General features: G+C 69.4%; 18 protein-coding genes, 1 tRNA gene and 2 pseudogenes. 12 read left to right on the forward strand and 9 right to left on the reverse strand.

The features are described from left to right. Window positions 1-9: 9 nt before the first annotated feature. Window positions 10-828 carry a flavin reductase family protein gene (locus ACQEU6_RS32515; RefSeq protein ID WP_499336966.1) on the reverse strand — a complete coding sequence of 273 codons (819 nt, stop codon included), beginning with the start codon at window positions 826-828 and terminating at the stop codon, window positions 10-12. Between the two features lie 297 nt (window positions 829-1125). Continuing rightward, on the reverse strand, window positions 1126-1860 hold the full coding sequence (locus ACQEU6_RS32520; RefSeq protein ID WP_499336968.1) for a DUF427 domain-containing protein: 735 nt from the start codon (window positions 1858-1860) through the stop codon (window positions 1126-1128). Between the two features lie 92 nt (window positions 1861-1952). Here ACQEU6_RS32520 and ACQEU6_RS32525 point away from each other — a divergent pair, with 92 nt between their 5' ends. From ACQEU6_RS32525 to ACQEU6_RS32545, 5 genes are all read left to right on the forward strand, one after another. Further along, window positions 1953-3104 (forward strand): efflux RND transporter periplasmic adaptor subunit, encoded by a 1152-nt coding sequence (locus ACQEU6_RS32525; RefSeq protein WP_499336970.1) that lies wholly within the window; start codon window positions 1953-1955, stop codon window positions 3102-3104. Beyond that, window positions 3101-3820: an ABC transporter ATP-binding protein gene (locus ACQEU6_RS32530; protein ID WP_499336972.1), complete on the forward strand. Its 720-nt coding sequence runs from the start codon at window positions 3101-3103 to the stop codon at window positions 3818-3820. Before ACQEU6_RS32525 ends, ACQEU6_RS32530 begins: the two co-directional genes overlap by 4 nt. Before the next feature lie 46 nt (window positions 3821-3866). Further along, complete coding sequence (locus tag ACQEU6_RS32535; protein WP_499336974.1) at window positions 3867-5120, forward strand: ABC transporter permease; 1254 nt, start codon at window positions 3867-3869, stop codon at window positions 5118-5120. Between the two features lie 153 nt (window positions 5121-5273). Further along, on the forward strand, window positions 5274-5891 hold the full coding sequence (locus ACQEU6_RS32540; RefSeq protein WP_499336975.1) for a hypothetical protein: 618 nt from the start codon (window positions 5274-5276) through the stop codon (window positions 5889-5891). A 911-nt stretch (window positions 5892-6802) separates the two neighbouring features. Continuing rightward, window positions 6803-7315 carry a hypothetical protein gene (locus tag ACQEU6_RS32545; RefSeq protein WP_499336977.1) on the forward strand — a complete coding sequence of 171 codons (513 nt, stop codon included), beginning with the start codon at window positions 6803-6805 and terminating at the stop codon, window positions 7313-7315. A gap of 103 nt (window positions 7316-7418) precedes the next feature. On the opposite strand, the gene ACQEU6_RS32550 is transcribed toward ACQEU6_RS32545, so the two are convergent. The 3 genes and pseudogenes from ACQEU6_RS32550 to ACQEU6_RS32560 all read right to left on the reverse strand — a co-directional run bounded on the left by ACQEU6_RS32550 (window position 7419) and on the right by ACQEU6_RS32560 (window position 11374). Next, a complete protein-coding gene (locus ACQEU6_RS32550; RefSeq protein WP_499336979.1) occupies window positions 7419-8645 on the reverse strand; it encodes an IS110 family RNA-guided transposase in 1227 nt (408 codons plus the stop codon). Between the two features lie 236 nt (window positions 8646-8881). Beyond that, window positions 8882-9641 (reverse strand): annotated as a pseudogene (locus ACQEU6_RS32555) (IS630 family transposase); the annotation flags it as partial. 245 nt (window positions 9642-9886) lie between these two features. Continuing rightward, entirely contained in the window at window positions 9887-11374 is a 1488-nt protein-coding gene (locus ACQEU6_RS32560; protein WP_499336981.1) for an MDR family MFS transporter, read from the reverse strand. Window positions 11375-11477: 103 nt separating this feature from the next. Between ACQEU6_RS32560 and ACQEU6_RS32565 the strand changes: the two genes are divergently transcribed. From ACQEU6_RS32565 to ACQEU6_RS32575, 3 genes are all read left to right on the forward strand, one after another. Next, complete coding sequence (locus ACQEU6_RS32565; RefSeq protein WP_499336982.1) at window positions 11478-12170, forward strand: TetR/AcrR family transcriptional regulator; 693 nt, start codon at window positions 11478-11480, stop codon at window positions 12168-12170. A 101-nt stretch (window positions 12171-12271) separates the two neighbouring features. Beyond that, entirely contained in the window at window positions 12272-13744 is a 1473-nt protein-coding gene (locus tag ACQEU6_RS32570) for an alpha/beta hydrolase (RefSeq protein ID WP_499336983.1), read from the forward strand. Between the two features lie 65 nt (window positions 13745-13809). Continuing rightward, a tRNA-Thr gene (locus ACQEU6_RS32575) sits at window positions 13810-13885 on the forward strand. A 322-nt stretch (window positions 13886-14207) separates the two neighbouring features. Here the strand turns inward: ACQEU6_RS32575 and ACQEU6_RS32580 are convergent. Together ACQEU6_RS32580 and ACQEU6_RS32585 are read right to left on the reverse strand one after the other, a co-directional pair. Next, on the reverse strand, window positions 14208-14582 hold the full coding sequence (locus tag ACQEU6_RS32580; RefSeq protein WP_499336985.1) for an MFS transporter: 375 nt from the start codon (window positions 14580-14582) through the stop codon (window positions 14208-14210). After that, complete coding sequence (locus tag ACQEU6_RS32585) at window positions 14576-15523, reverse strand: MFS transporter (protein ID WP_499336987.1); 948 nt, start codon at window positions 15521-15523, stop codon at window positions 14576-14578. Before ACQEU6_RS32585 ends, ACQEU6_RS32580 begins: the two co-directional genes overlap by 7 nt. A gap of 516 nt (window positions 15524-16039) precedes the next feature. Here ACQEU6_RS32585 and ACQEU6_RS32590 point away from each other — a divergent pair. Further along, a complete protein-coding gene (locus ACQEU6_RS32590) occupies window positions 16040-16543 on the forward strand; it encodes an FBP domain-containing protein (protein ID WP_499336988.1) in 504 nt (167 codons plus the stop codon). 378 nt (window positions 16544-16921) lie between these two features. Here ACQEU6_RS32590 and ACQEU6_RS32595 read toward each other — a convergent pair. After that, window positions 16922-17466, reverse strand: a pseudogene (locus ACQEU6_RS32595) (dihydrofolate reductase family protein). Window positions 17467-18009: 543 nt separating this feature from the next. Here ACQEU6_RS32595 and ACQEU6_RS32600 point away from each other — a divergent pair. Further along, entirely contained in the window at window positions 18010-18414 is a 405-nt protein-coding gene (locus ACQEU6_RS32600; RefSeq protein WP_499336990.1) for a VOC family protein, read from the forward strand. Between the two features lie 82 nt (window positions 18415-18496). After that, window positions 18497-19030, forward strand: coding sequence for a DinB family protein (locus ACQEU6_RS32605; protein ID WP_499336992.1), 534 nt, complete (start codon window positions 18497-18499; stop codon window positions 19028-19030). Between the two features lie 249 nt (window positions 19031-19279). Here the strand turns inward: ACQEU6_RS32605 and ACQEU6_RS32610 are convergent, their stop codons facing one another. Then, window positions 19280-19654, reverse strand: coding sequence for a MarR family winged helix-turn-helix transcriptional regulator (locus ACQEU6_RS32610; protein ID WP_499336994.1), 375 nt, complete (start codon window positions 19652-19654; stop codon window positions 19280-19282). Window positions 19655-19756: 102 nt separating this feature from the next. Here ACQEU6_RS32610 and ACQEU6_RS32615 point away from each other — a divergent pair, with 102 nt between their 5' ends. Next, on the forward strand, window positions 19757-21208 hold the full coding sequence (locus ACQEU6_RS32615) for an MFS transporter (RefSeq protein WP_499336996.1): 1452 nt from the start codon (window positions 19757-19759) through the stop codon (window positions 21206-21208). Window positions 21209-21515: the final 307 nt, after the last annotated feature.

Below are 21515 nucleotides of genomic sequence, written 5' to 3' on the forward strand. Positions count from 1 at the left end.
CCGCTCCCCTCACAGTTCGATCTCCACGGGCCCGGCGGCCGCCGAGACGCAGGTCTGGACGATCTCGCCCTCGTCGCCGTGCACCTCGCCGGTGCGCAGGTCGCGGACCCTGCCGGACGGCAGCCGCCCGACGCAGCCGCGGCAGATGCCCATCCGGCACCCGCTCGGCAGCAGCGCGCCGGCGCCCTCGCCCGCCGCCAGGAGGGGCGTGCCCCCGTCCGCGTCGGCCGCGACGCCGCTCCTGGTGAACGTGACGCGCCCGCCCTCGCCCCCGCCGCCGGAGAGCACGGTGCGGAAGCGCTCGACGCGCAGCCTCTCCCCGACGCCGGCGGCCCGCCAGTGCCCGGCGAGCTCGTCGAGCATCGCTCCCGGCCCGCACGCCCACGCCTCGCGCTCCGCCCAGTCGGGGCAGATGCCGGGTATCTCGGACGGTTTCAGGCGCCCGTCCGGAGTCGTGTGCCGCTCGTGCAGCCGCACCCCCTGCATCCGGCGGAGCTCCTCGCCGAAGACGACGTCCCCGGCCGTCCGGTCCGAGTGGACGAGCACCGCGTCGGACGCACCGCCGAGATGCCGCAGCATCGCCATGACCGGGGTGATCCCGCTGCCGGCCGTCACGAACAGCAGCCTTCGGGGGACCGGCGAGGGCAGCGTGAACGCGCCCTCCGGCGGCGAGAGGCGGACGACCGTTCCGGGACGGATCTCGTTGACCAGGTAGGCCGAGACGAACCCGTCCCGCGCGGCCTTGACGGTGACCGCGATGCGGCCGTCCCGGCGCGGCGGCGACGACAGCGAGAACGTCCGCCAGTGCCGGACGCCGCCGATGTCCACGCCGACCTTGACCCACTGGCCGGGCCGGTGGCCGCTCCCCGCACGGCCCGGCCTGATCAGCAGGGTCGCGGTGGAGGGGGCCTCGTGCCGGACGGCCTCGATCCGCCCGCGCGGCTCGGCCGTGGACCACAGGGGTCGACCAGGCCGAGGTAGTCCTCCGGCAGCAGCGGAGTCGTGAGGAGCCGGGCGGCCGCCCGATGATGTTCCATTCGATGATGTGATGCCTGTTGATAAGAGGTGGATCGGACATTGTCGGCCGGGCACGGTCTCCCGTCCCGGCCGACGAGCGCCCCGTCCTCAGAACTTGGTCTTCGGCCGCTCCTGCAGAACCCCGTCCACGAAGATGTCGACCTTCTCGTTGAAGAAGCAGACCAGCCCGGCGACCTTGCGGCTCTCGTCCAGCGGAGTCCGGTACGACCACGCCAGATCCGCGTGCGGCGTGCCGCCCGCCCGCACCGACCAGTACTCCGCGGTGCCCTTGTACGGGCAGTGCGTCACGGTCTCGGTCGGTTCGAGCAGGTCCATCCGGACATGCGGCTTCGGCAGGTAGAAGCGCACCGGCAGGCCCGTCTCGAACAGCAGCCGCGGGTTGGACGACTCCGCGACCGTCACCCCGTCCACCTCGACCCGGACGTGCCGCGACGACGCCAGCACGTCCACGCGCGTGTACGGGTCGCGGGGGTGGACGAAGACCTCCTCGTCCTCCTCGAACCAGGCGTCCATCGCCGCCCAGTCGAGCCGGACGAGGCCGGGCAGCCCGGTATGGCGGAGCGCGGCGCCCGGGGCCTGCGCGCCGTCCACCTTCACCGTGTAGGCGGTCGCGTCGCCCCTGCTCGGCGAGCGCTTGCCCGGACCGTCCTCGACGAGTTCGGCCCGCACGTCCGCCTCGGGAAAGTAGTAGGTCGGGTAGTAGGGGATCTCCCAGACGAGTGACGGCCGTGGCGAGTCGGCGACCAGACGGCCGCCGAGGTAAGCCCTGACGCGCTTGCCGCTCTCCTCGATCCTGAGGCCGGTCTTCCGCGGTGTGCCCATGTCTGGGGAACCGCGCCGGTTCGGCCCCTATTTCATCTAATTCTCACTCTCGCCTCACGAACGCCACATGAGCCATCAAGAGCCTCATCTGCATGAATCGGACACTCCTGGTCAACGGCGCACTGGGCGTGGTGCTCGTCGCCGGGGCCGGAACCGCGTACCTCGCCCTCGGCGACGGGAGCGACGGCGCCGCCGCCTCCACCCGCCTCTCCCGCGTCGCGCGCGGGACGGTCGTCTCGTCGGTGTCGGCGTCCGGCTCCGTGGAGAGCGCCCGCAGCCGCTCGCTGTCCTTCGGCGCCTCGGGGACGGTCGCCAAGATCTACGTCAAGGCGGGGCAGAAGGTGCGGGCGGGCGACGTCCTGGCCCGCCTCGACCAGACCGAGGCGCTCGAGAACGTCGACGCCGCCAAGGCGAACCTGGCCGTGGCCGCCGGCGGGGACACCTCATCCGAGAAGGGGTACGCCGGCTACGTCCAGGCGAAGAACTCCTACAACTCCGCTCTGCGGGCGTACCAGGGGACCGTCCTGAAGGCCCCGTTCGGCGGGACGGTGACCGCCGTCAACGGGACGGTGGGCGGCGGTTCGAGCGGTTCGTCCTCGTCCTCCTCGGGGTCGGGTTCCGGGTCGGGCGGCGGATCCTCGTCGCCCACCTCCACTTCCACCTCGTCGTCCGGCACGTCGGGCTCGGGCTTCGTCGAACTGGCCGACACCGCGCACCTCCAGGTCGAGGGCGAGTTCACCGAGGCCGACACCACCAGGCTCAAGGCGGGCCAGACCGCCGCGGTCACGTTCGACGCGCTCACCGGCAAGACCGCCACCGGCAGGATCACCTCGATCGGCGCCGCGCCGACGACCACCGACAACGTCGTGAAGTTCCCCGCCGTGATCGCGCTGGAGGACGTCCCGTCCGGGGTCCGGCTCGGCCAGACCGCCACGGTGGAGATCACCGTCGCGCGGGCGGAGAACGTCCTCTACGTGCCGACCGCCGCGGTCAGGACCGCCGGCGGTCAGAGCACGGTCACGGTCGTCCGCGACGGCAGGCAGGTCCCCGCCACGGTCGAGACCGGCGTCAGGGGCGACCAGGGCACCGAGATCAAATCCGGTCTGAAGGAGGGCGACGAGGTCGCCGTGGCCTCGACGTCCGGCACCGGGAACACCGGCCAGCGCGGCTTGCCGGGCGGCGGCGGGCCCGGGCTCGGCGGCGCCCCGGGCGGCGGCGCGCCCGGCGGCGGAGGCCGCCGATGACCGCGCCGGAAACCGCCCGCACCCCGCCCGTGCTCGACGTGCGCGGCGTGACCAAGGTGTACGGGACCGGCGACACCGCCGTCCACGCCCTGCGCGGCGTCTCGCTGACGGTGGAACGCGGCGACTACGTGGCGATCATGGGCGCGTCGGGCTCGGGCAAGTCGACGCTGATGAACATCATCGGCTGCCTCGACGTGCCGAGCGCCGGCCGCTACCTCCTCGACGGCATCGACGTCGTCGGCCTCGGTGAGCGCGAGCTCGCGATCCTGCGCAACCGCCGCATCGGGTTCGTCTTCCAGTCGTTCAACCTGATCCCGCGGATGACCGCGCAGGCCAACGTGGAACTGCCCCTCGCCTACGGCGGGCTCAAGGGCGCCGACCGGCGCCGCCGCGCCCTCGCCGCCCTGCGCGAGGTGGGCCTCGCCGACCGCACCCGGCACGAGCCGAACGAGCTGTCGGGCGGCCAGCAGCAGCGCGTCGCCGTCGCCCGCGCCCTGGTCACCGCGCCGACCCTGCTCCTCGCGGACGAGCCGACCGGCGCGCTCGACAGCGCCTCCACCGCCGACATCCTCGACGTCTTCGACCGGCTCAGCGGCACCGGCCGCACCATCGTCGTGATCACCCACGAGGACGACGTCGCCGCGCACGCCAAGCGCGTCGTCCGCCTCGTGGACGGCCGCATCGTCGAGGACGTCCGCCGCGAGGTCGCACGGTGAGCCTCGACCTCCGAGCCGCGCGCCCCCCGCAACCGAAGGAGGCCGGGTGAGCGCCCTGGAAATCCTGCGCTTCGCCGTCCGCGGCCTGTCGGCCAACAAGCTGCGCAGCGCCCTCACCACCCTCGGCATCCTGATCGGCGTCGGCGCCGTCATCCTGCTCGTCGCGGTCGGCAACGGCTCGTCCGAGCAGATCAAGAAGAGCATCCAGCGCCTCGGCGCCGACTCCCTCACCGTCACCCCGTCCACCACGGGCCGCGGCGGCGGTCCGGGCGGCTTCGGGATGACCGACCAGGCCTCGGGCCCGCGCACCCAGGCCCGCGACCTCACCGCGGAGGACGCCGCCGCCCTCACCGCCGGCCAGGCCCCCTCGGTCAGAACCGCCTCACCCGTCGTGACCAGCCAGTCCGTCACCGCGGGGTACGCGGGCACGAGCGCGACCATCGGCCAGTTCGTCGGGACGACCCCGTCCTACTTCGGCGCCGCGAACAAGACCCTCGCCTCCGGCGCGGCGTTCACCGCCGACGACGTCACCGCCGCGCGCAAGACGGTCGTGCTCGGCAGCACCGTGGCGTCCGACCTGTTCGGACGCGTGAACCCGATCGGCAGGAAGATCGACGTGGGCGGGATCCGCTTCACCGTCGCCGGCGTCCTCAAGGCGACGGGCTCCTCCTCGTCCACCTTCTCCGACCCGGACAGCATCGCCGTCGCGCCGCTCCCGGCCGTCCAGGAGACCCTCACCGGCTACGGCGCGCTCGACCAGATCATCGTCCAGGCCACCGGCAGCGACACGGTCGGCGCCGCCGAGGCCGAGGTCACCCAGATCATCGGCCAGCGGCACGACGCGGCCTCGTCGGGCGCCGCCGACTTCACGGTCTCCAGCCAGGCGAGCGTCCAGTCGGCGGTCAGCGAGTCGAGCCGGACCTTCACCGTCCTCCTCGGCGCCGTCGCGGCGATCAGCCTCCTGGTCGGCGGCATCGGCATCACCAACATCATGCTGGTCACCGTCACCGAACGGACCCGCGAGATCGGCATCCGCAAGGCCATCGGCGCCCCGCGCGGCGCGATCCTCGGCCAGTTCATGGCGGAGGCCACCGTCCTCAGCCTCACCGGCGGCCTGCTCGGCGTCCTCGCGGGCGTCACCGGCAGCCTCTTCACCATCGCCGGCGTCAGGCCCGTCCTGGTGCCCTCGTCCATCGTCCTGGCCCTGGCCGTCTCCCTGGCGATCGGCCTGTTCTTCGGCAGCTACCCCGCCAACCGCGCCGCCAAGCTCCGCCCCATAGACGCCCTGCGCCACGACTGACCAAGGCCCCCAATGCAATCCACCACCCACAAAGCAAGCACCCACCAACAACCCGCCCAAGGGCAGTCGAACGGGCGGGACACACGAGAAGACGGGCCGAGCAGAGGAATGCGGTGTGCGTCGTGAAGATGCGCTGTGAGTTGGAGGCGGCATATGCCTGAAGAACCGAAGGGGGACGCTGACCTGCTGGCGAGTTCGCCCTTCGACGACGATCTGGACGCCGAGCTGGTGGCGCGGCCGTCGCAGAGGTTGCTGCCCGGGCCGACCCTCTACCTCGCGGCCGGGGTCATCCTGGTCGCAGGTTTCCTCGGCGGCGTCCAGGCGCACAAGTGGTCCTCGGACGGGTCCTCCGGCGGCGCTGCCGGAGGACAAGAGAGTGGACGCAGCAGGACCGGCGGCTACGGCGGCCCGCCTGGCGCCTCGGCACCCCAAGGCGGCTACGGCGCCCCCGGCAACGGCGCGAACGGTGGGCCGGGCGCTGGGCCCGGCGGGATGCCGGGTGACGGATCGGGCAGCGCGGCCAACGGCAGGACGGGGAACGTCCCGGGAACCGCCGGAACGGTGACCAGGGTCGTCGGCAGCACCCTGTACCTGCGCACCGCGTCCGGCGAGACCGTGAAGGTCAGGACCACCGGCAAGACCAAGATCCGCATCGTCGAGGACGGCGAGCTCCGCGACCTCGGCGCGGGCACGACCGTTGTCGTCCAGGGCTCCACGGGCCAGGACGGCTCCCTGACCGCGACCACCGTGAACGAGGGCTCCGGCCGTTGACCGCCCCGACCCTCGTCAGGTTCCTGACGTGAATATCTCGGCGGGGCGAAGAAGGAGGAGGATTCGAATGGGCAACTCACGTGCAGTCCGCATGCTCGGCGCCCTGACCGTCGGCGGGGCGGTCCTGCTGAGCGCGGCCTGCGGAAACGGCGACAGCGCCGCCGCGGGCCCGGACAAGAAAGCCGCGGCCGACCCGATGGCCTCGTTCCGCGCCTGCCTGGAGAAGCAGGGCGTCGATCTCCCAGACGGAGGCAGAGCCCCCGGCGGCACACCGCCATCCGCCCGCCCGTCGAACCGCCCAACCGGCGCCCCAACCGGCGCCCCAACCGGCGCCCCAACCGGCGGCACTGACGGCCAGCAGACGGGACGCCCCACCAACGCCCCAACCGGCCGGCCAGGCGGACCCCCGACCGGCAACCGCCCTTCCGGCGCTCCGACCAACCGCCCAACGAGGTCCGCGGCAGAACAGAAGGCCATGCAAGCGTGCGCCTCCCTGGCCCCGCAGCGCGGCAACGGCAGAGGACAAGGCAACCCACCCGCGCCCCCACAGCAGAACAGCAACAACTGACTTCACCCCCGCACTCCAACCCGACCAAACCCCAAATCCCAAATCCCCCAAAGCCAAAGCCGTAACGGAGGTGGACGCCTCAGCCGGAAGCCGGAGGCCGAACGAAAGCTGAAGCTGAAACCGATGGCTAGTGCGCTGACCACATGCGTTCGCCGGTTTGATCACGCGGCTTCGGGCTCTGGCATGCACCAGCGTTGACTGCGGACCAGGCTCGTCCGCGGCGTCGGGTGACGGGCGTTGGGGGTTGCGTTGTCGCAGAGAGGCGTGGAGTTCCTCATACCTGTCCTGCATCTGCCAGTATCGATCGCTATCGGCAAGCCGCAGAGGTGCAGGAGGGGCCCGCATGGTGGCTGGTGAATTCGAAACGATCCAACTCGACGAAGACCAGCGTGCCGACGTCGTCTTGATACTCGATACGTTGCGCACTGAGGGTTGGCGGACTTACCACGTCACCACCCGCACCGATGAACCAATGGTCATGGAGCCCGGAGCGGGGGCCCGGTACAAGACACCGGCCTGCGAGCTTGATGTCGAGTATGCAGGTATGTACGTATCGGTCGGAATCGAAGGCATTGGTGACTGGGAGGACCACGAACTGCTAATTCACGGCTGTGGACAGTACGCCAGTCGCCGCAACACGGCGCAGCCGAACGAGGATCAGCGAAAGCTCGTGGACGTTCTTGCGGTGCTCACCGCTTATCAGGAACGGCTGGCACCCAGCACCTACGCCGACTTCGGCCGTGCCCTGTTGAGGGCGTGTGACTCCATTGAGTACAACTCGAACGAGACCGGCGTGTACGAGTTCACCCAGCAGGACTTGGATAGCGGAGAATTGCCTGTGCTGAAGCGCCAGTAACACAAAGACAGCGACGCCTTCTTGACGGTCTCGCCGTACACGGCTGGTGCCGTTGCCCAAGAACGTTTGCCGGGTCAGGTCAGACACCCCATGTCGTTTGATGTCAAGCGGCATGGAGGTGTGCGTGGTGCGACCAGGCGGTCGCTTCGTCGTAGGGGGTGCGGGTCTTGAGGCATCCGTGGAGGATGCCGACGAGGCGGTTGCCGAGCTGGCGCAGGGCGGGGTTGTAGCCGGTCTCGCGGGCGCGCTGTTTGTCGTAGTAGCGGCGGGCGCCGGGCGAGGCGCGCAGGGCTGAGAACGCCTGGGTCTGCAGCGCGTCGGCGAGGCGGTTGTTGCGGACGTAGCGGGCCTGGACGGTGTGGCTCTTGCCGGAGGCCCGGGTGATGGGGCTGGTGCCGGCGTAGTTCTTGCGGGCTTTGGCGGATGCGTAGCGGGTGGGGTCGTCTCCGAACTCGGCGAGCACCCGGGCGCCGGTGATCTCCGCGATGCCGGGCATCGAGAGGTAGATCTCAGCGTCCGGGTGCGTTCGAAAATGGGCCTTCACCTGCTCCTCCATTGCGGCTATCTGCTCGTTCAGCGCGATGATCAGATGGGCGTGGGCGGTGGCGGTGGCCGCGTAAGCGGCGGTGACCGGCTCGGGCAGGCCGAGCTGCCGTTGGCGCAGCGCGGTCTGGATCGTGGCCGCTTTGGCGTCCCGGTTGCGTCGGCGGGCGCGGGCCAGGACGGCCGTGATCTGGGTGCGGGTCAGCTTCGCCCCGGCTGCCGGGGCGGGCGCCTTGATCAGCAGTTCCAGTGCGTCCGTGCTGGTCAGGGCCAGGTCGGCGTAGGCGTTCAGGGCAGCGGGGAAGTACTCCCGCAGCGTGCTGCGCAGCCGCTGGAAGGCGCGGGTGCGTTCCCAGATCAGGGTCTGGTGGGCGCGGGCGACGACCTTGACGGCCTGGGCCTGGGCGCTGTCCCCGGCCACCGGCCGCAGTTGGGCCCGGTCGATGCGGACCATGTCGGCCAGCGCGTGTGCGTCGCCCTTGTCGCTTTTGGCGCCGGAGGAGGCGTACCGCTCCTTGAACCGGGCCACCTGCCGGGGATTGATCGCATAGACCTGGTAACCGGAGGCGATCAGGGCCTGCACCCATGAGCCGCGGTCGGTCTCGATCCCGACCACGACCTCGGCGGCATCAAGGTCCCCACCGCCGTGCTCGGCGACGAGCTCGTGCAGCTTGGCGATCCCCTCCACGCCCTCGGACAACCTCGCGGCGGCCAGTTTCCGGCCGGTCTCGTCCTGGACCTCGACATCGTGGTGGTCTTCGGCCCAGTCATCGCCGATCAGCAGCACTCGTCCTCCTGGTCAGGTACTTCGCTCCCTGCAGCCTGCGGAAAGCGCGGCACGCGGCCTAATGGATCCAGTGCTCACACCCCACTGGGCGGGCACGCCACCCCATCAGCGGTCTGGCCTCCCGGCCGACCAGCAGGGGCACGGTCTGACCTCAGAAGTCGGACGGCTTCCGGCGGCGGGAGTGCTCACCTGCTGGCGGCTACGGCTACCGAGTCTCTACGACCCGGCAGCTCCCATTAGGCTGCTTTCGGCCTGGGGCGGCCCCAGCGTTGCCGGCGTTCGTTGCGGATGCGGGCGCTTTCGCTGCGTTGGGCTGCCAGGACGGCGGGGTGGCGGGCGTTTGCGTTGCGCCAGCGCAGGTATGCGTGCAGCTCCCGGTTCAGCACGGTGTGATTCGGGTGGTTTGAGTTACCCATGACGAAGGTGCGCAAGGGGCCGAACTGGGCCTCGATCGGGTTGGCCCATGAGGCGCTGGTTGGGGTGAAGCAGAGGTTGACCTTGCTTTTCTTCGCCCAGGCGCGGATGGCGGGGGTTTGTTGGCCGACAGGTTGTCCAGGATCACGTAGATCGGGGCGCCGTCTGGGCGGGCGGAGCGGATCGACTTCAAGGCCGCCAGGGTGTGGTCTGCGCCCTTGCGGGGACGAACCACGCCCCACAACTGGTCATCACCCAAGGAGTAGCAGCCGTGGAAGTAGCGGCGGCCGTGGGTGCGGTGGTAGGTGACCGGCAGTCGATCCGGTTTCTTCCTGCGCGCCCAGCAGGTGCCATGACATGGCCGGATCGACAGCGGTCCGAACGGGTCGAAGGCGAAACACCGGTCGGGGAATCGGCTGGTCACCTCCTCGATCCGGTCCAGCCGGCGTCTTTGTCGGGATCTTTGGATCCTTTCCAGGTGCGGGTCCGCTGGAACGAGATCCCGCGCTCATGCAGGATCTGCCGCAGCCGTTCCCGGCCGATCCGCACCTGACGGATGGTGTTGTCGTTCAGGTAAGGAGCCGAAGCCGGAAGCGGTCGCGGCCGCGCGGTGTCCCGTACCGGCGGCACGCCGCGCCGGAAGCCGGAACCGGAAGCCGGAACCGGAGGCCGGAACCGGAAGCCGGAACCGGAAGCCGGAACCGGGGAAACCGGAACCGGGGAAACCGGAACCGGAAGCCGGAACCGGGGAAACCGGAACCGGAAGCCGGAACCGGGGAAACCGGTAGCGGTAGCTAGTAGCTGTAAGTCGGAGCTGGAGGGGCCGGTCAGGCCGGGGAGGGCAGGGCTTTTTTTGGTCTGCGTGGGACGGCGATGACGGGGACCAGGGCCGCTACCAGGAACACCGCCGTCCACCAGAAGGTGTCGGTAAAGGCGTTCGCCAAGAGGGACGGTGTTTCCGTCGTGGTGTGCGAGGCGGCCTCGTCCAGGCTGCCGGAGGCGCCGGGGATCTCGTTGCGGATCCCGATCTGCAGGATCACCGCCGTCACCGCCGTGCCGAAGGAGCTGCCGATGCGGATCAGGATGTTCGCCCCGGTGGTCGCTGCCGGTACCGCCTCGCGGGGGAGGCCCTGGTAGGCCATCGCCATCAGGGGCGGCGCGATCATTCCGTGGCCGAGGCCGACGACCAGCATCGCGCCCATGATCGTGACACGGGCGGTGCCGGGGGAGAGGGTGGTGAGGGCCACGGTTCCGGCGAGCACGCAGAGGATGCCGCCGACCACGAGCCATCGTCCGCCGAAGCGATCGCCGAGCCGTCCCGACACCGACATGGTGGCCATCGCGCCGACTCCCATCGGAGCCAGCAGCCAGCCCGCGTCCAGGGCCGACTCCCCGCGGACGATCCCCGCGAACAACGGAACGAGGATCATCAGCCCGAACATCGCCGCGCTGTAGAGGAAGAACCCGCCGGTCGCGGCGGTGAAGGCCCGGGTGCTGAGGCGACGCAGGTCGATGAGGGCGCCGTCGCCCCTGCGGAAGGCGTGCAAGGCGAACGCCGCGACGAGGACGCCGCCGGCGATCGCGGTGACGAGGAAGCGTGCGCTGGTCAGGTGGCTCCCGTTGCCGGCCTCCGACAGCGCGTACACCAGGGCCGCCAGCCCGGGGGACAGAAGCAGCATGCCGACGACGTCCAGCCGGGCGTCCGTGCTGCGCTCACCGTCCCGGGGCAGCATCCGCAGGGCGGCGAGCAGCGCCAGCGCGCAGAACGGGACGTTCACGAAGAACAACCACCGCCAGCTCAGATTGTCGACGATCACGCCGCCGAGCAGCGGGCCCAGGACCGGGGCCAGCATCGCGGGCACCGAGACGATGCTCATCACGCGTCCCATCCGGTCGGGCCCGGCCTCCCGGACGAGCATCGTCTGCCCGACGGGCATCAGCATGCCGCCGCCGAACCCCTGCAGGACGCGGAACGCGATCAGCGAGGGCACCGACCAGGCGAGCCCGCACAGCAGCGACCCGCCGATGAACAGGCCGAGCGACACGAGCCACATCGTCCGGGCGCCGAACCGCCGCACCGACCACGCGGTCAGCGGGATCGCCATCGAGAGGGCGAGGGTGTAACCGGTCACGACCCACTGGATGGTCGAGAGCGAGGTGCCGAAGTCCCGGCCGAGGGCGGTGACCGCGACGTTGACGATCGTGCTGTCGAGCACCGTCATGATCGCGCCGAGCACCACGACGACCGCGAGATTGCGCAGGTGCGGATCGATCGGCGCCTTCTGGGCGGGCGGTGCGGTGCCTGCCGTGGTCATCCCGTTCCCCTCCCGTTTCCGTACACCGTATCGGCAACACCATACAGCGTCTCGGTCGAACCGTACACCGTATCGATACGGCGTATCGCGTACGATCTCTGGTGTGGCGGGAACACCGAGGTCAGGCGATGTGTGGACGCGTCCGCCCGGCGGGCGCCGGCCGAAGCTGACACGTGAGGCGATCGTCGAGGCGGCGATCAAACTGGCCGACGCGGAGGGCCTGGACGCGGTGTCCATCCGCCGCATCGCGAGCGAGCTGGGCGTCCGGGCGATGAGCCTCTACACGCACATCGACGCGAAGGAGGACCTCCTCGACCTGATGTACGACGAGGTCGCCGAAGGGGTCCTGGTCCAGGGGGACCTGCCTGACGACTGGCGCGAGGCGATGCTGGAGATCGCCCGAAAGGAGCGCGAGGCAGGGCTCCGGCATCCGTGGATGCTGCAACTCGCGGGCCGCTCTCCACGCATCGGGCCCAACGGACTGCGCCACATCGAGCAGTCCATGGCCGCCGCCGCCCGGCTCACCGACGACCCGGACGGAATGCTGGCCATCGTCAAGACGGTCGACCACTACATGCTGGGCTTCGTCATGATGGAGCAGCAGGTCGCCGAGGCCGGGCCGCAGCGCGTCCAGACGACCCCACTGGAGCAGGCTTACGTACGGCTACTGGTGGAACGGGGCGAGCTCCCTCACCTCAAACCCTTCCTGGAGACGAGCTTCTACCGCAGCGACAGCTTCGAGCTGGGAATGAAGTGGCTGCTAGACGGCATCGAACACGAATACCGAGGGAAGTAGCCCTCGACCACCATGCCGACGTAGCGTAGGCGGCGGCGTACGTGCCGCTACGACGAGACGGGGACCTGGTGCGGGCAGCAAGACTCATCAGCGTGGCCACTGTGCTGGTTCTGGCAACGGCCACCGGCTGCGACAGCGGTGACAAGAACAAGAGCCAGGCTGCAAGCGTCCCCACGGGCCTTGGGCAGTTCTACGGTCAGAAACCGTCCTGGAAGGGCTGTCGCAACGGGTTCGAGTGCGCGACCGTACAGGTCCCCTTGGACTACACCAAGCCGTCCGGTGAGAAGGTCGGCATCTCGCTCATCAGGCTCCCGGCCGAAGACAAGTCCGAACGAATCGGCTCGCTGCTCACGAACCCTGGAGGACCCGGCGGTTCCGGAGTCGACTTCGTTCGCCAGGCTGCCCGCACCTTCGGGAACGACCTGCGCCGCCGATTCGACATCGTCGGCTTCGACCCGCGTGGGGTGGCGTCCAGCAATCCCGTCCACTGCAACACGGGCCCCCAGCTGGACAAGTTCTTCGCCACCGACGCATCTCCTGACGACCAGAACGAGACCAACAAGCTGGGCAGCGAGAGCAAGGCATTCGCGCAGCGTTGCAAGGCCAACGCCGACTCGGAGCTGCCCTACGTCGGCACGGTCAACGCCGCCCGCGACATGGACGTCCTCCGCGCGGCCTTGGGCGACCAGAAGCTCACCTACTACGGCGCCTCCTACGGCACGTACCTCGGTGCCTTCTACGCCGAGCAGTTCCCCAAGAACGTCCGCGCCCTCGTCTTGGACGGCGCCGTCGACCCGAAGCTGTCGTCCACCGACCTGCTGATCGAGCAGGCCAAGGGCTTCGAGACCGCCCTCCGAGCCTTCGCCGACGACTGCGTGAAGTCGGGTAGCTGCGCCTTCGGCACCACCCCGGACGCGGTCATCGAGAAGGTCGCCTCTTTCCTCACGTCCACGGACAAGAAGCCGCTCAGCAACACGCGCGACTCCCGCAAGGTCACCGAGTCCCTGGCCGTGATGGGCATCGCCCGGGCCCTCTACGTCAAGGAGTACTGGCCCGTCCTACGCCAGGCACTCGCGCAGGCGACGCAGAAGGGCGACGGCACCCTCCTCCTAGCTCTCGCCGACGAGATGGTCGAACGCAAGGCCAACGGCACCTACAGCAACCAGATCGACGCCAACATGGCCGTCAACTGCGTCGACAAGCCCAACCCGCCGAACCTCGCCGCCTACGGCAAGGCCGCCGAGCAGGCCAAGAAGGTCGCCCCCCGCTTCGGACCGTTCGTCGTCTGGGGCGGCCTCCCGTGCGTCTACTGGCCCGCCCAGACAGAGCAGGCACCGAAACCCATCACTGCCAAGGGCGCTGCCCCCATCGTCGTCATCGGCACCCTCCGCGACCCCGCCACCCCCTACAAGTGGGCCCAGAGCCTGGCCGGCCAGCTCTCCAGCGGCGTCCTCCTCACCTTCGATGGCGACGGCCACACCGCATACCTCCAGGGCAACCCCTGCATCACCAAGGCCACGGACAACTACCTGATCAGCGCCGACCCGCCCAAGAACGGGACCACCTGCCGCTGAATAACCAGTGCACACCCACCCCCCGACACCCGGTAGACTTCTTCCCGCCGTGCCTCGCACGGCACGCCGCCTTAGCTCAGTCGGCAGAGCGATTCACTCGTAATGAATAGGTCATCGGTTCGATTCCGATAGGCGGCTCCACCTCAGAGGCCCCTTCCACACTGGAAGGGGCCTCTGTGCTTACGGGCTTGCTAACAGTGGCGTCTAGGCCGCCTCGTTCGCGACCCGCGCGAACACGTCCGCAGCCACCTCGGTCGACCGGATCACGCGTAGACCCCCAGTGTGGTGGCCGGGTCAGCGTGGCCGAGGCGCGAGGGGTGCTGGAGTCCGCTCCGTAGGGCGATTCCACCGACCACGGCGGTTACGACTTCGCCTCATATGGGCAGGGCCCGGCTGATGCCGGGCCCTTGGTTGAAGCACTCGTTGAGTGTGAGTTGAGCCGGCAGTGCGCCGGCGGTGTTGTTCAGGTCCACGGTGCTGTTCCGCGTGCGGGCAGCTTTGCGGTCACCGGCCCCATGAAGGCGACGGTGCCCACCACCGAGGTCAGGGACGCGAGGCCGCCGATGGCCAGAGTCGAGCGTGGACCGAAGGTCTCGGCCAGCCAGCCGACCAGGGGATAGCCGATCGGGGCGCTCTCGGTGATCACCAGCAGGTACAGGCCCACCACCCTGCCGCGCATCTCCTCCGGAGGGATCAGCTGCGTGAGCGAGTAGGCCGCAGTGGTGAACGCGATCAGCGCCATGCCCGTCGGTAGCTGCATGGCCGCGAACGTCCAGTAGTTCGGCATCAGCCCGGTCACGGTGACGAGCACCGAGAAGGCTACCGCCGCGGTCAGCATGCCCGCATGCTCGGCTGCTTCCGGCGGGCGGAGAGCAGCGCGCCGACCAGCCCGCCGAGGGCCGCCATCGCCGTGACGAGACCGAATGACGAGGCTCCGGTATGGAAGACCTCTCGGCTCATCAGGGCATCGGTCACCGAGGAGTTCATGCCGAACGCGGAGACCAGCAGCACGATGGTCAACAGCATGACCAGGTCGCGATGCTCTCGGACGTAGCGCAGGCCTTCGCGCAGCTGGCCCTTCGCCCGTGGCACCGGAGCCTTGACATACAGTTCGTCCTCACGCATGAGGCAGAGCATGAGTTCCATGACGCCGAACGACGCGGCGTTGAGGAGGAAGACCGGACCGGTGCCGACGGCGGCGATCAGTACGCCGGCGACGGCCGGACCGAGAATCTTCGTCGTGTTGAACGCCGCGCTGTTCAGGCTGATGGCTTTGGACCCGTCACTGGGCCCCACCACCTCGAAGGTGAACGCCATCCAGGCCGGCCTGTTCAGCGCCATGACCACCCCGAGACCGAACGCCAGAGCGTACACATTCCACAATTCGATGGAATCGGTGACGGTGAACAGGCCGAGCACTAGCGCGAGCGTGCCCATAACCGCCTGACTGATCATGAGGATGCGCCGCTTGCGGTACCGGTCGGCCAGGACGCTGCCGTACAGGCTGAACATCGCCACCGGCAGTAGCTGCAGGCCGACCGTGATGCCGATCGCGGCGCCGCTGCCGTGCGTCAGTTCCAGCACCAGCCAGTCCTGGGCGGTCATCTGCATCCAACCGCCGATGCCGGAAATGCCCTGACCTGCCATGAGCAGCCGGTAGTTGTGGTGGTTCCGCAGCGAGCGGAACAGCTTGAGATTCTGCTGAGCCGCTTCAGGGGTGCCCCCTGGCGGACCCTCTCGTGCGAAGTCAGCTCCATTCGTGCCCGAAATATCGGACATATTATTTTCTTCCTTTCGTTTGTGAGGTCTGCCGTGACGCCTCTGGACGTCACGGCGATGACTGTCGGCGCACGGCAAGCCAGAGGGCGGTTGAAGTTGGATCAGTGGTCTTCTCTCGAACGCGTCCGCTGGGACAGGGGGAGGGCTCAAGGCAGGTCACGACGTGTGCACGCCGCCCGAACGCCGCCTGGGTGAGGTGCCCGGAATCCCTCCGGGCAGCCCCGAGCAGAGTTGGAAGAACCGGAGAGCGGCGACGCCGTGGGAGGGCACGCCCGCCAGGGGAAGAGGGCCGTCGCGTGGACGTGGCGCAAGCCGTGGACGCAGCCATGAGGGGGCGCCAGAGCCCTGCCCGCGCCTACGTCAAGGGTGCCGCTCCGTGGGCGCTGGGCGCCCACGGACGGCTCTGCGAGCCGGGCAAGCGGGGGGCAGCGGCTTCTGGGCGCTGGCTATTTCCCATGGTCGCCAGCCCGATAACCTTTTGCCCCTGCCGCGAACGCGAACCTAGGCTCGCACCTCATGCGCGCGATTACCGAACGCGACCTGAGGTCCTGTTTCGTCAACTGCTCCAAGGGCGACGCCAAGCGCCTCAACCTCCCCAAGGACTTCGCGCAGTCACCGTGGGACGACCTTGACTTCCTCGGCTGGCGGGATCCCAAGGCGCCCGACCGCGCCTACCTGGTCGCCGAGACGGGCGAACGGCTGACCGGCATCGCGCTGCGTTTCGCGTCCTCGCCGGGCAAGGCGCGCGGGTTCAACTCGACCAGTCTGTGTTCGTTCTGCCAGACCGTGCACATCGGCGGCGGTGTCGCGCTGATGAGCGCCCGGCGCAGCGGGGAGGCCGGCAAGCGGGGCAACACCGTCGGGCAGTACCTGTGCACCGACCTGGCCTGTTCCCTCTACGTGCGGGGCAGGAAGCAGACCCTCCTGGGCGACGGCCACGACGACGGTGTCCCCCTTGAGGAGAAGGTCGCGCGCATCAGGACGAATCTGGACGCCTTCGTCGCTTCGGTCATCGCCTGATCAGCGGGTGCGCAGGGCAGAGTGCCGGGCGTGCCCGAACGGGGCTTGCAGCCCAATGCAGTTGTTTCAGCCGGTCCACGGCGCCGGGGTGGGCTGTGCGCGCGGGGTACTCGTTCAGGGGTGGGCGATCGTGTGTTCGGGGGCCGGCGACCGCGATCAGGACGACCCCCAGGGAGACCTCACAGAGGGCGGAACCAGCCGTACTCGGGAACACACTTGTCACCGACACACCTGCGGGGGGTTCCAGAGAACGTGTGTCCGTGAGCCGATCCCTCCATGCACGGCCTGTGATCCGGGACGGGTATCACGATCGCCTCGGAACACGGTGCCGCGAGATCCTTGGGTGGCCCGAAGCACGGGCGATCCGAGGTCGGGTGCTCAGCGCCTGGTCTCGTACCTGGTCAGGAGTACGCCGTCGGGGAACGTCCGGGTCTCCACCAGGGTCAGGTTCACCCAGTTGTCCAGCGCGGTGAAGAACGGCGTGCCGCTGCCCACCAGGACCGGATGGGTGACGATCGCGTACTCGTCGATCAGCCCGGCCCGCATGGCCGCCGCGGCGAGTGTGGCGCCGCCGATGTCCATGGGGCCGCCGTCCTCGGCCTTGAGCCGGGTGATCTCGGTGCCCGCGTCGCCGGTGACCAGGCGGGTGTTCCAGTCGACCTTGTCGATCGTGGAGGAGAACACCGCCTTCGGCATGTCCTGCGCCAGCGGCGGGCGAACTCGATCTGCGCCGGTGTGACGCCGGGCTGCTGGTCGGCGGTCGGCCAGTGGGAGCTCATCGTCTCCCACAATCTGCGTCCGTACAGCGCCAGGCCGGTCGCCCCCACCCGGTCGGACCACCACTGGAACAGCTCGTCGCTCGGCACGCTCCAGCCGAGGTCGTCGCCGGGCGCGGCGATGTAGCCGTCCAGGCTCAGGTTCATGCCGACCGTCAGGCCACACCGAGGGCCGGTTCACCACCACACCAAGCGGATGCTGCGTACGGAAGGCAACCTTGTACGTACACCCGGCGCCAGGACGCTCGGACCGCCCTGACCTTGACCTGCTGTGTCGCAGATACCCCGTACGGTTCGCAGAAGCATCCCGTCCAAAGTCGGGGCCGCCAGCACCAGACTCAGGCGGGCCCTGCTGCACGAGACCCCACCCCAGCGCGCCGACGCCTCCCGCCACCCCGAACCGGTCGACGACAGCCCCGAGCGATCAAGGAACCCAGCAGATGCCGGTTATCCGCACCCCCGCTGGCCGCGGCAAGGTCGCCCGCGGCCGATGGGTCCGCAACCAGACCGGCAAGAACAAACCCCAAACCGACGCAGGCCGCGCATTCACCGGGAACCAGGCGCGCGGCGTAGTGCCTACGGGCGGACGTCGGTCGTGTCCTAACGAGAGTGGGGAACTCCTTCTCTGCTGGAAGCCGGTGCTGTCGGTGGACGTGGTGCTCTCGGGTGGGGCGCATTAGCCTGCCGCGCATGCGCATGCTGCACCTCGGGCTGCGAGTCACCGATCTGGAGCGATCGCTCGCCTTCTACACCGCGCTCGGGTACGCCGAGGTCGGCCATGTTCCCGAGACGGGGTTCGGCAGCCTCACCATGCTTCAGTTGCCGGACGATCCGTTCGTGAGCCTTGAGCTCGTGCACGATCCCGCGAAACCGGTCGAGGACACCAGCGCCGTCAACCACCTCGTCGTCCAAGTAGACGATCTTGATGCGACGATCGCCGACCTGGCGGCCAAGGGCGTCGCGGCCGAGCCGCCGAGCGAACCGGGGCCGGGGCTTCGGACATCCTGGTTGACCGACCCCGACGGCTACAGGATCGAGCTCGTGCAATGGCCGCCCGGCCATCCGGCCGGTATGACGAAGGCCGATTTCTGCTGACGAGACGGCATGGCTTCGGCCGATGCCCTTACCCCGATGACAGTCCCGCCGTAGGTGCTGGGGCCGCACTACTCTTCGGCGAATGCAGAACCCTCCAGACGAGGTTCCCGCTCTCCTCGATGGCCCAGACGCCGGGGTGACGGACGCTCGTGAGCTCCTCCTCGGATACGTGGAGTGGTATCGCGAGGCACTCATGCGCAAACTCTCCGGGCTGTCCGACGACCAGCTCCGCGAGCCGGTCGAGCCGCTGGGGTGGTCTCCCCTCGGGCTGGTGCAACACCTCGGTTGGGTCGAGCGCCGGTGGATGCGCTGGGGATTCGCCGCCGAGGACGTCCTCGCCTACCCGCCAGGGGGAGACGCGGCCGAATGGGGCGTTCCTGATGACCGGTCCACTGCGCAGGTCTTGGCGGCTTACCGGCTGGAAGCCGAGAAGACACGGACCCTGGCGGAGGGTGCCTCGCTGGACGACAAGGCACGCCTGGGCGGTCGTTTCCGCACGTCCGATCAGGCTCCGTCTCTTGGCAGGATCCTGTTCCACCTGCTCCAGGAGTACGCGCGCCACGTCGGCCACCTCGACGTCGCCCGGGAACTGCTGGACGGGACGATTGGGGAGTAGCGCCGTGCCCGGCGGGAGGCCGCGTCTGACCATCGAGGACGGTGGACGGGCGTTGCCGCTCAAACGTGGAAGGCGTCGCCAGCGCGCCTAGGCCGAGGACGGCGGGAGCCGCCCCCGTCGCCTGAGGAGGGTTGCGATGAACATCGGGGTCATCGCGACCACGGCACCCTAAGGTGACTCGACTGTCCGGGCATCAATTCGTTGACGAGTGGCGTTCCACCCGCATCGTCTGCGACTGCCGCACTCGGGTCAGTCGGACAGGTGCTCGGCGAGGATCTTCAGGTGGGTGTCGCGGGCTTCGGCGTGGCAGCGGCGGCCGGCGTCGGTGATCTCCACGAAGACGCCGCGGCGGTCGGCCTCGCAGAGTCCGCGCTGGACGTAGCCGTGCTTCTCCAGGCGGGCGACCGTCCGGGACAGGGCGCTCTGGCTGAGGTACATGGCCGCGGCGATGTCCTGCATGCGACGCTTCTCACAGGCTTGATCCACGAGACGGTCGAGCGTCTCGTACTCGCTCATACTCAGGCCGTGGACGTCCTGCAGGGCGCGGTCCAGAGCGCATGCGACCGCGTTGTAGCAGGTCGCCAGCTTGCGCCAGCGGTCGACCAGAGCAGACTCCGCCTCCATGCCGCGCATCGTACCATGCATGCGCATCAGATGCACGGGAATTAAATTCGTCAGAACTTTGTGCGTGGACATTTGATGCACGTGCATGTACTGTCCCTCGACGTGACTATCACCGAGACCTCACCCGACTCCGCTGTCCGCGGGCCGGGCGCCGTGGGCGCGCCGGCCGAACAGGCTTGGACCCCCCGGCTGTGGGGAGTCCTCGCCGTCCTGTGCGCCGTGTTGTTCCTCGACGGACTCGACGTCTCGATGGTGGGCGTCGCGCTGCCGTCGATCGGCGCTGAACTGGGCCTTTCGACCACGTCACTGCAGTGGATCGTCAACGGCTACGTCCTCGGCTACGGCGGGCTGCTCCTGCTCGGCGGACGCACCGCCGACCTCCTCGGCCGGCGCCGCGTGTTCCTCGCCGCTCTCGCCGTGTTCGCCGTGGCGTCGCTGGTGGGCGGGCTCGTCAACGACGGCACGCTGCTGATCGCCACGCGGTTCGTGAAGGGGCTGGCCGCCGCGTTCACCGCGCCGACCGCGCTGTCCATCCTGACCACCACCTTCCACGAGGGGCCGGCGCGCAACCGGGCGCTGTCGGTGTTCTCCGTTTTCGGGGCCAGCGGGTACTCCTCCGGTTTGATCCTCGGGGGGCTGCTGACCAGTTTCGGGTGGCGCTGGACGTTCCTGACGCCCGTGCCGCTCGCCGTCATCGCCCTTGTCGCCGGCATCGCGCTGATCCCGCGGGACCGCTCGTCCGCCGAGGGCGGGCACGACATCCTCGGCGCCGTGACGCTCACCGGCGGCATGCTGCTCGCGGTCTACACCGTGGTCTCGGCGCCTGACCGCGGCTGGCTGGACCCGTTCACGCTGGGCTCCGTCGCCGTCGCGGCGGCCCTGCTGATCGCGTTCTTCATCACCGAGAACAAGGTGCGCCACCCGCTGATCCGGCTCGGCATCCTGCGGATCGGATCGATCGTCCGGGCCAACCTGAGCATCGTCGCGCTGTTCGGCTCGTACCTGAGCTTCCAGTTCATGATGACGCTCTACCTGCAGGACGTGCTGCGCTGGTCGCCGCTGAAGATGGCCATGGCCCTGCTGCCGGCCGGGCTCCTCGTGGCGTTCGGCTCGCCGTTCGTCGGACGCCTGATCGACCGGTACGGGACGCCCCGCCTGATCATCAGCTCGATGACCTCCCTGAGCCTCGGTTACGCATGGTTCCTCGGCACGGCCGGGAACGCTCCGCACTACGCGTTCACGATCCTGCCCACGATGCTGCTGCTGGGCGGCGGGTTCGCGTTCGGCTTCAGCTCGATCATGGCCCAGGCCACGGACGGGATCGACGACTCCGAGCAGGGGCTGGCCTCCGGCCTCGTCCAGACCTCGGGCCAGGTCGGCGCCGCCCTGGTCCTCGCCCTGGTCACCGCCCTGGTCGCGGGCGGGACGGCCGCCGGAGGCGACGGCTTCGCCGAGTTCCACCCGGGCGTCAACCTGGTGAGCGCCGTCGCCGTGATCGGACTGGCCCTGAACCTGATTCCGCTCCTGCGCCGCTACCGCCCCAAGCACACCTGACCGTCCCAGCACCGCCCCCCGCCACCAACGTGGGCCGGGCCCGCGCCTCCAACGGTGCGGCCCGGCCCACGTTCCTATCCCAGGCCCCCTCGCCCAGCTGGGCCGCCCAGCCCCTCTCACCGACAACCAGAATCCCGCCGGCCCACACGTATCCCGCACTCCCAGCCTGGCTGCACTCACCCAGCCGAACTCGCCCAGCTGTCCGGCCCGCCTTCACCGCGGTCGAAGCCAGGCTGGTCGATGTCTGTGTCTGGCGCTTCTCGTCCGGTGGTGCTCGTCCGGCCGTCGTCGCCTGCCTTCACCGCAG

The organism is Spirillospora sp. CA-108201 (genome assembly GCF_050936235.1).
In the GTDB taxonomy this organism is placed as follows: Bacteria; Actinomycetota; Actinomycetes; order Streptosporangiales; family Streptosporangiaceae; genus Spirillospora.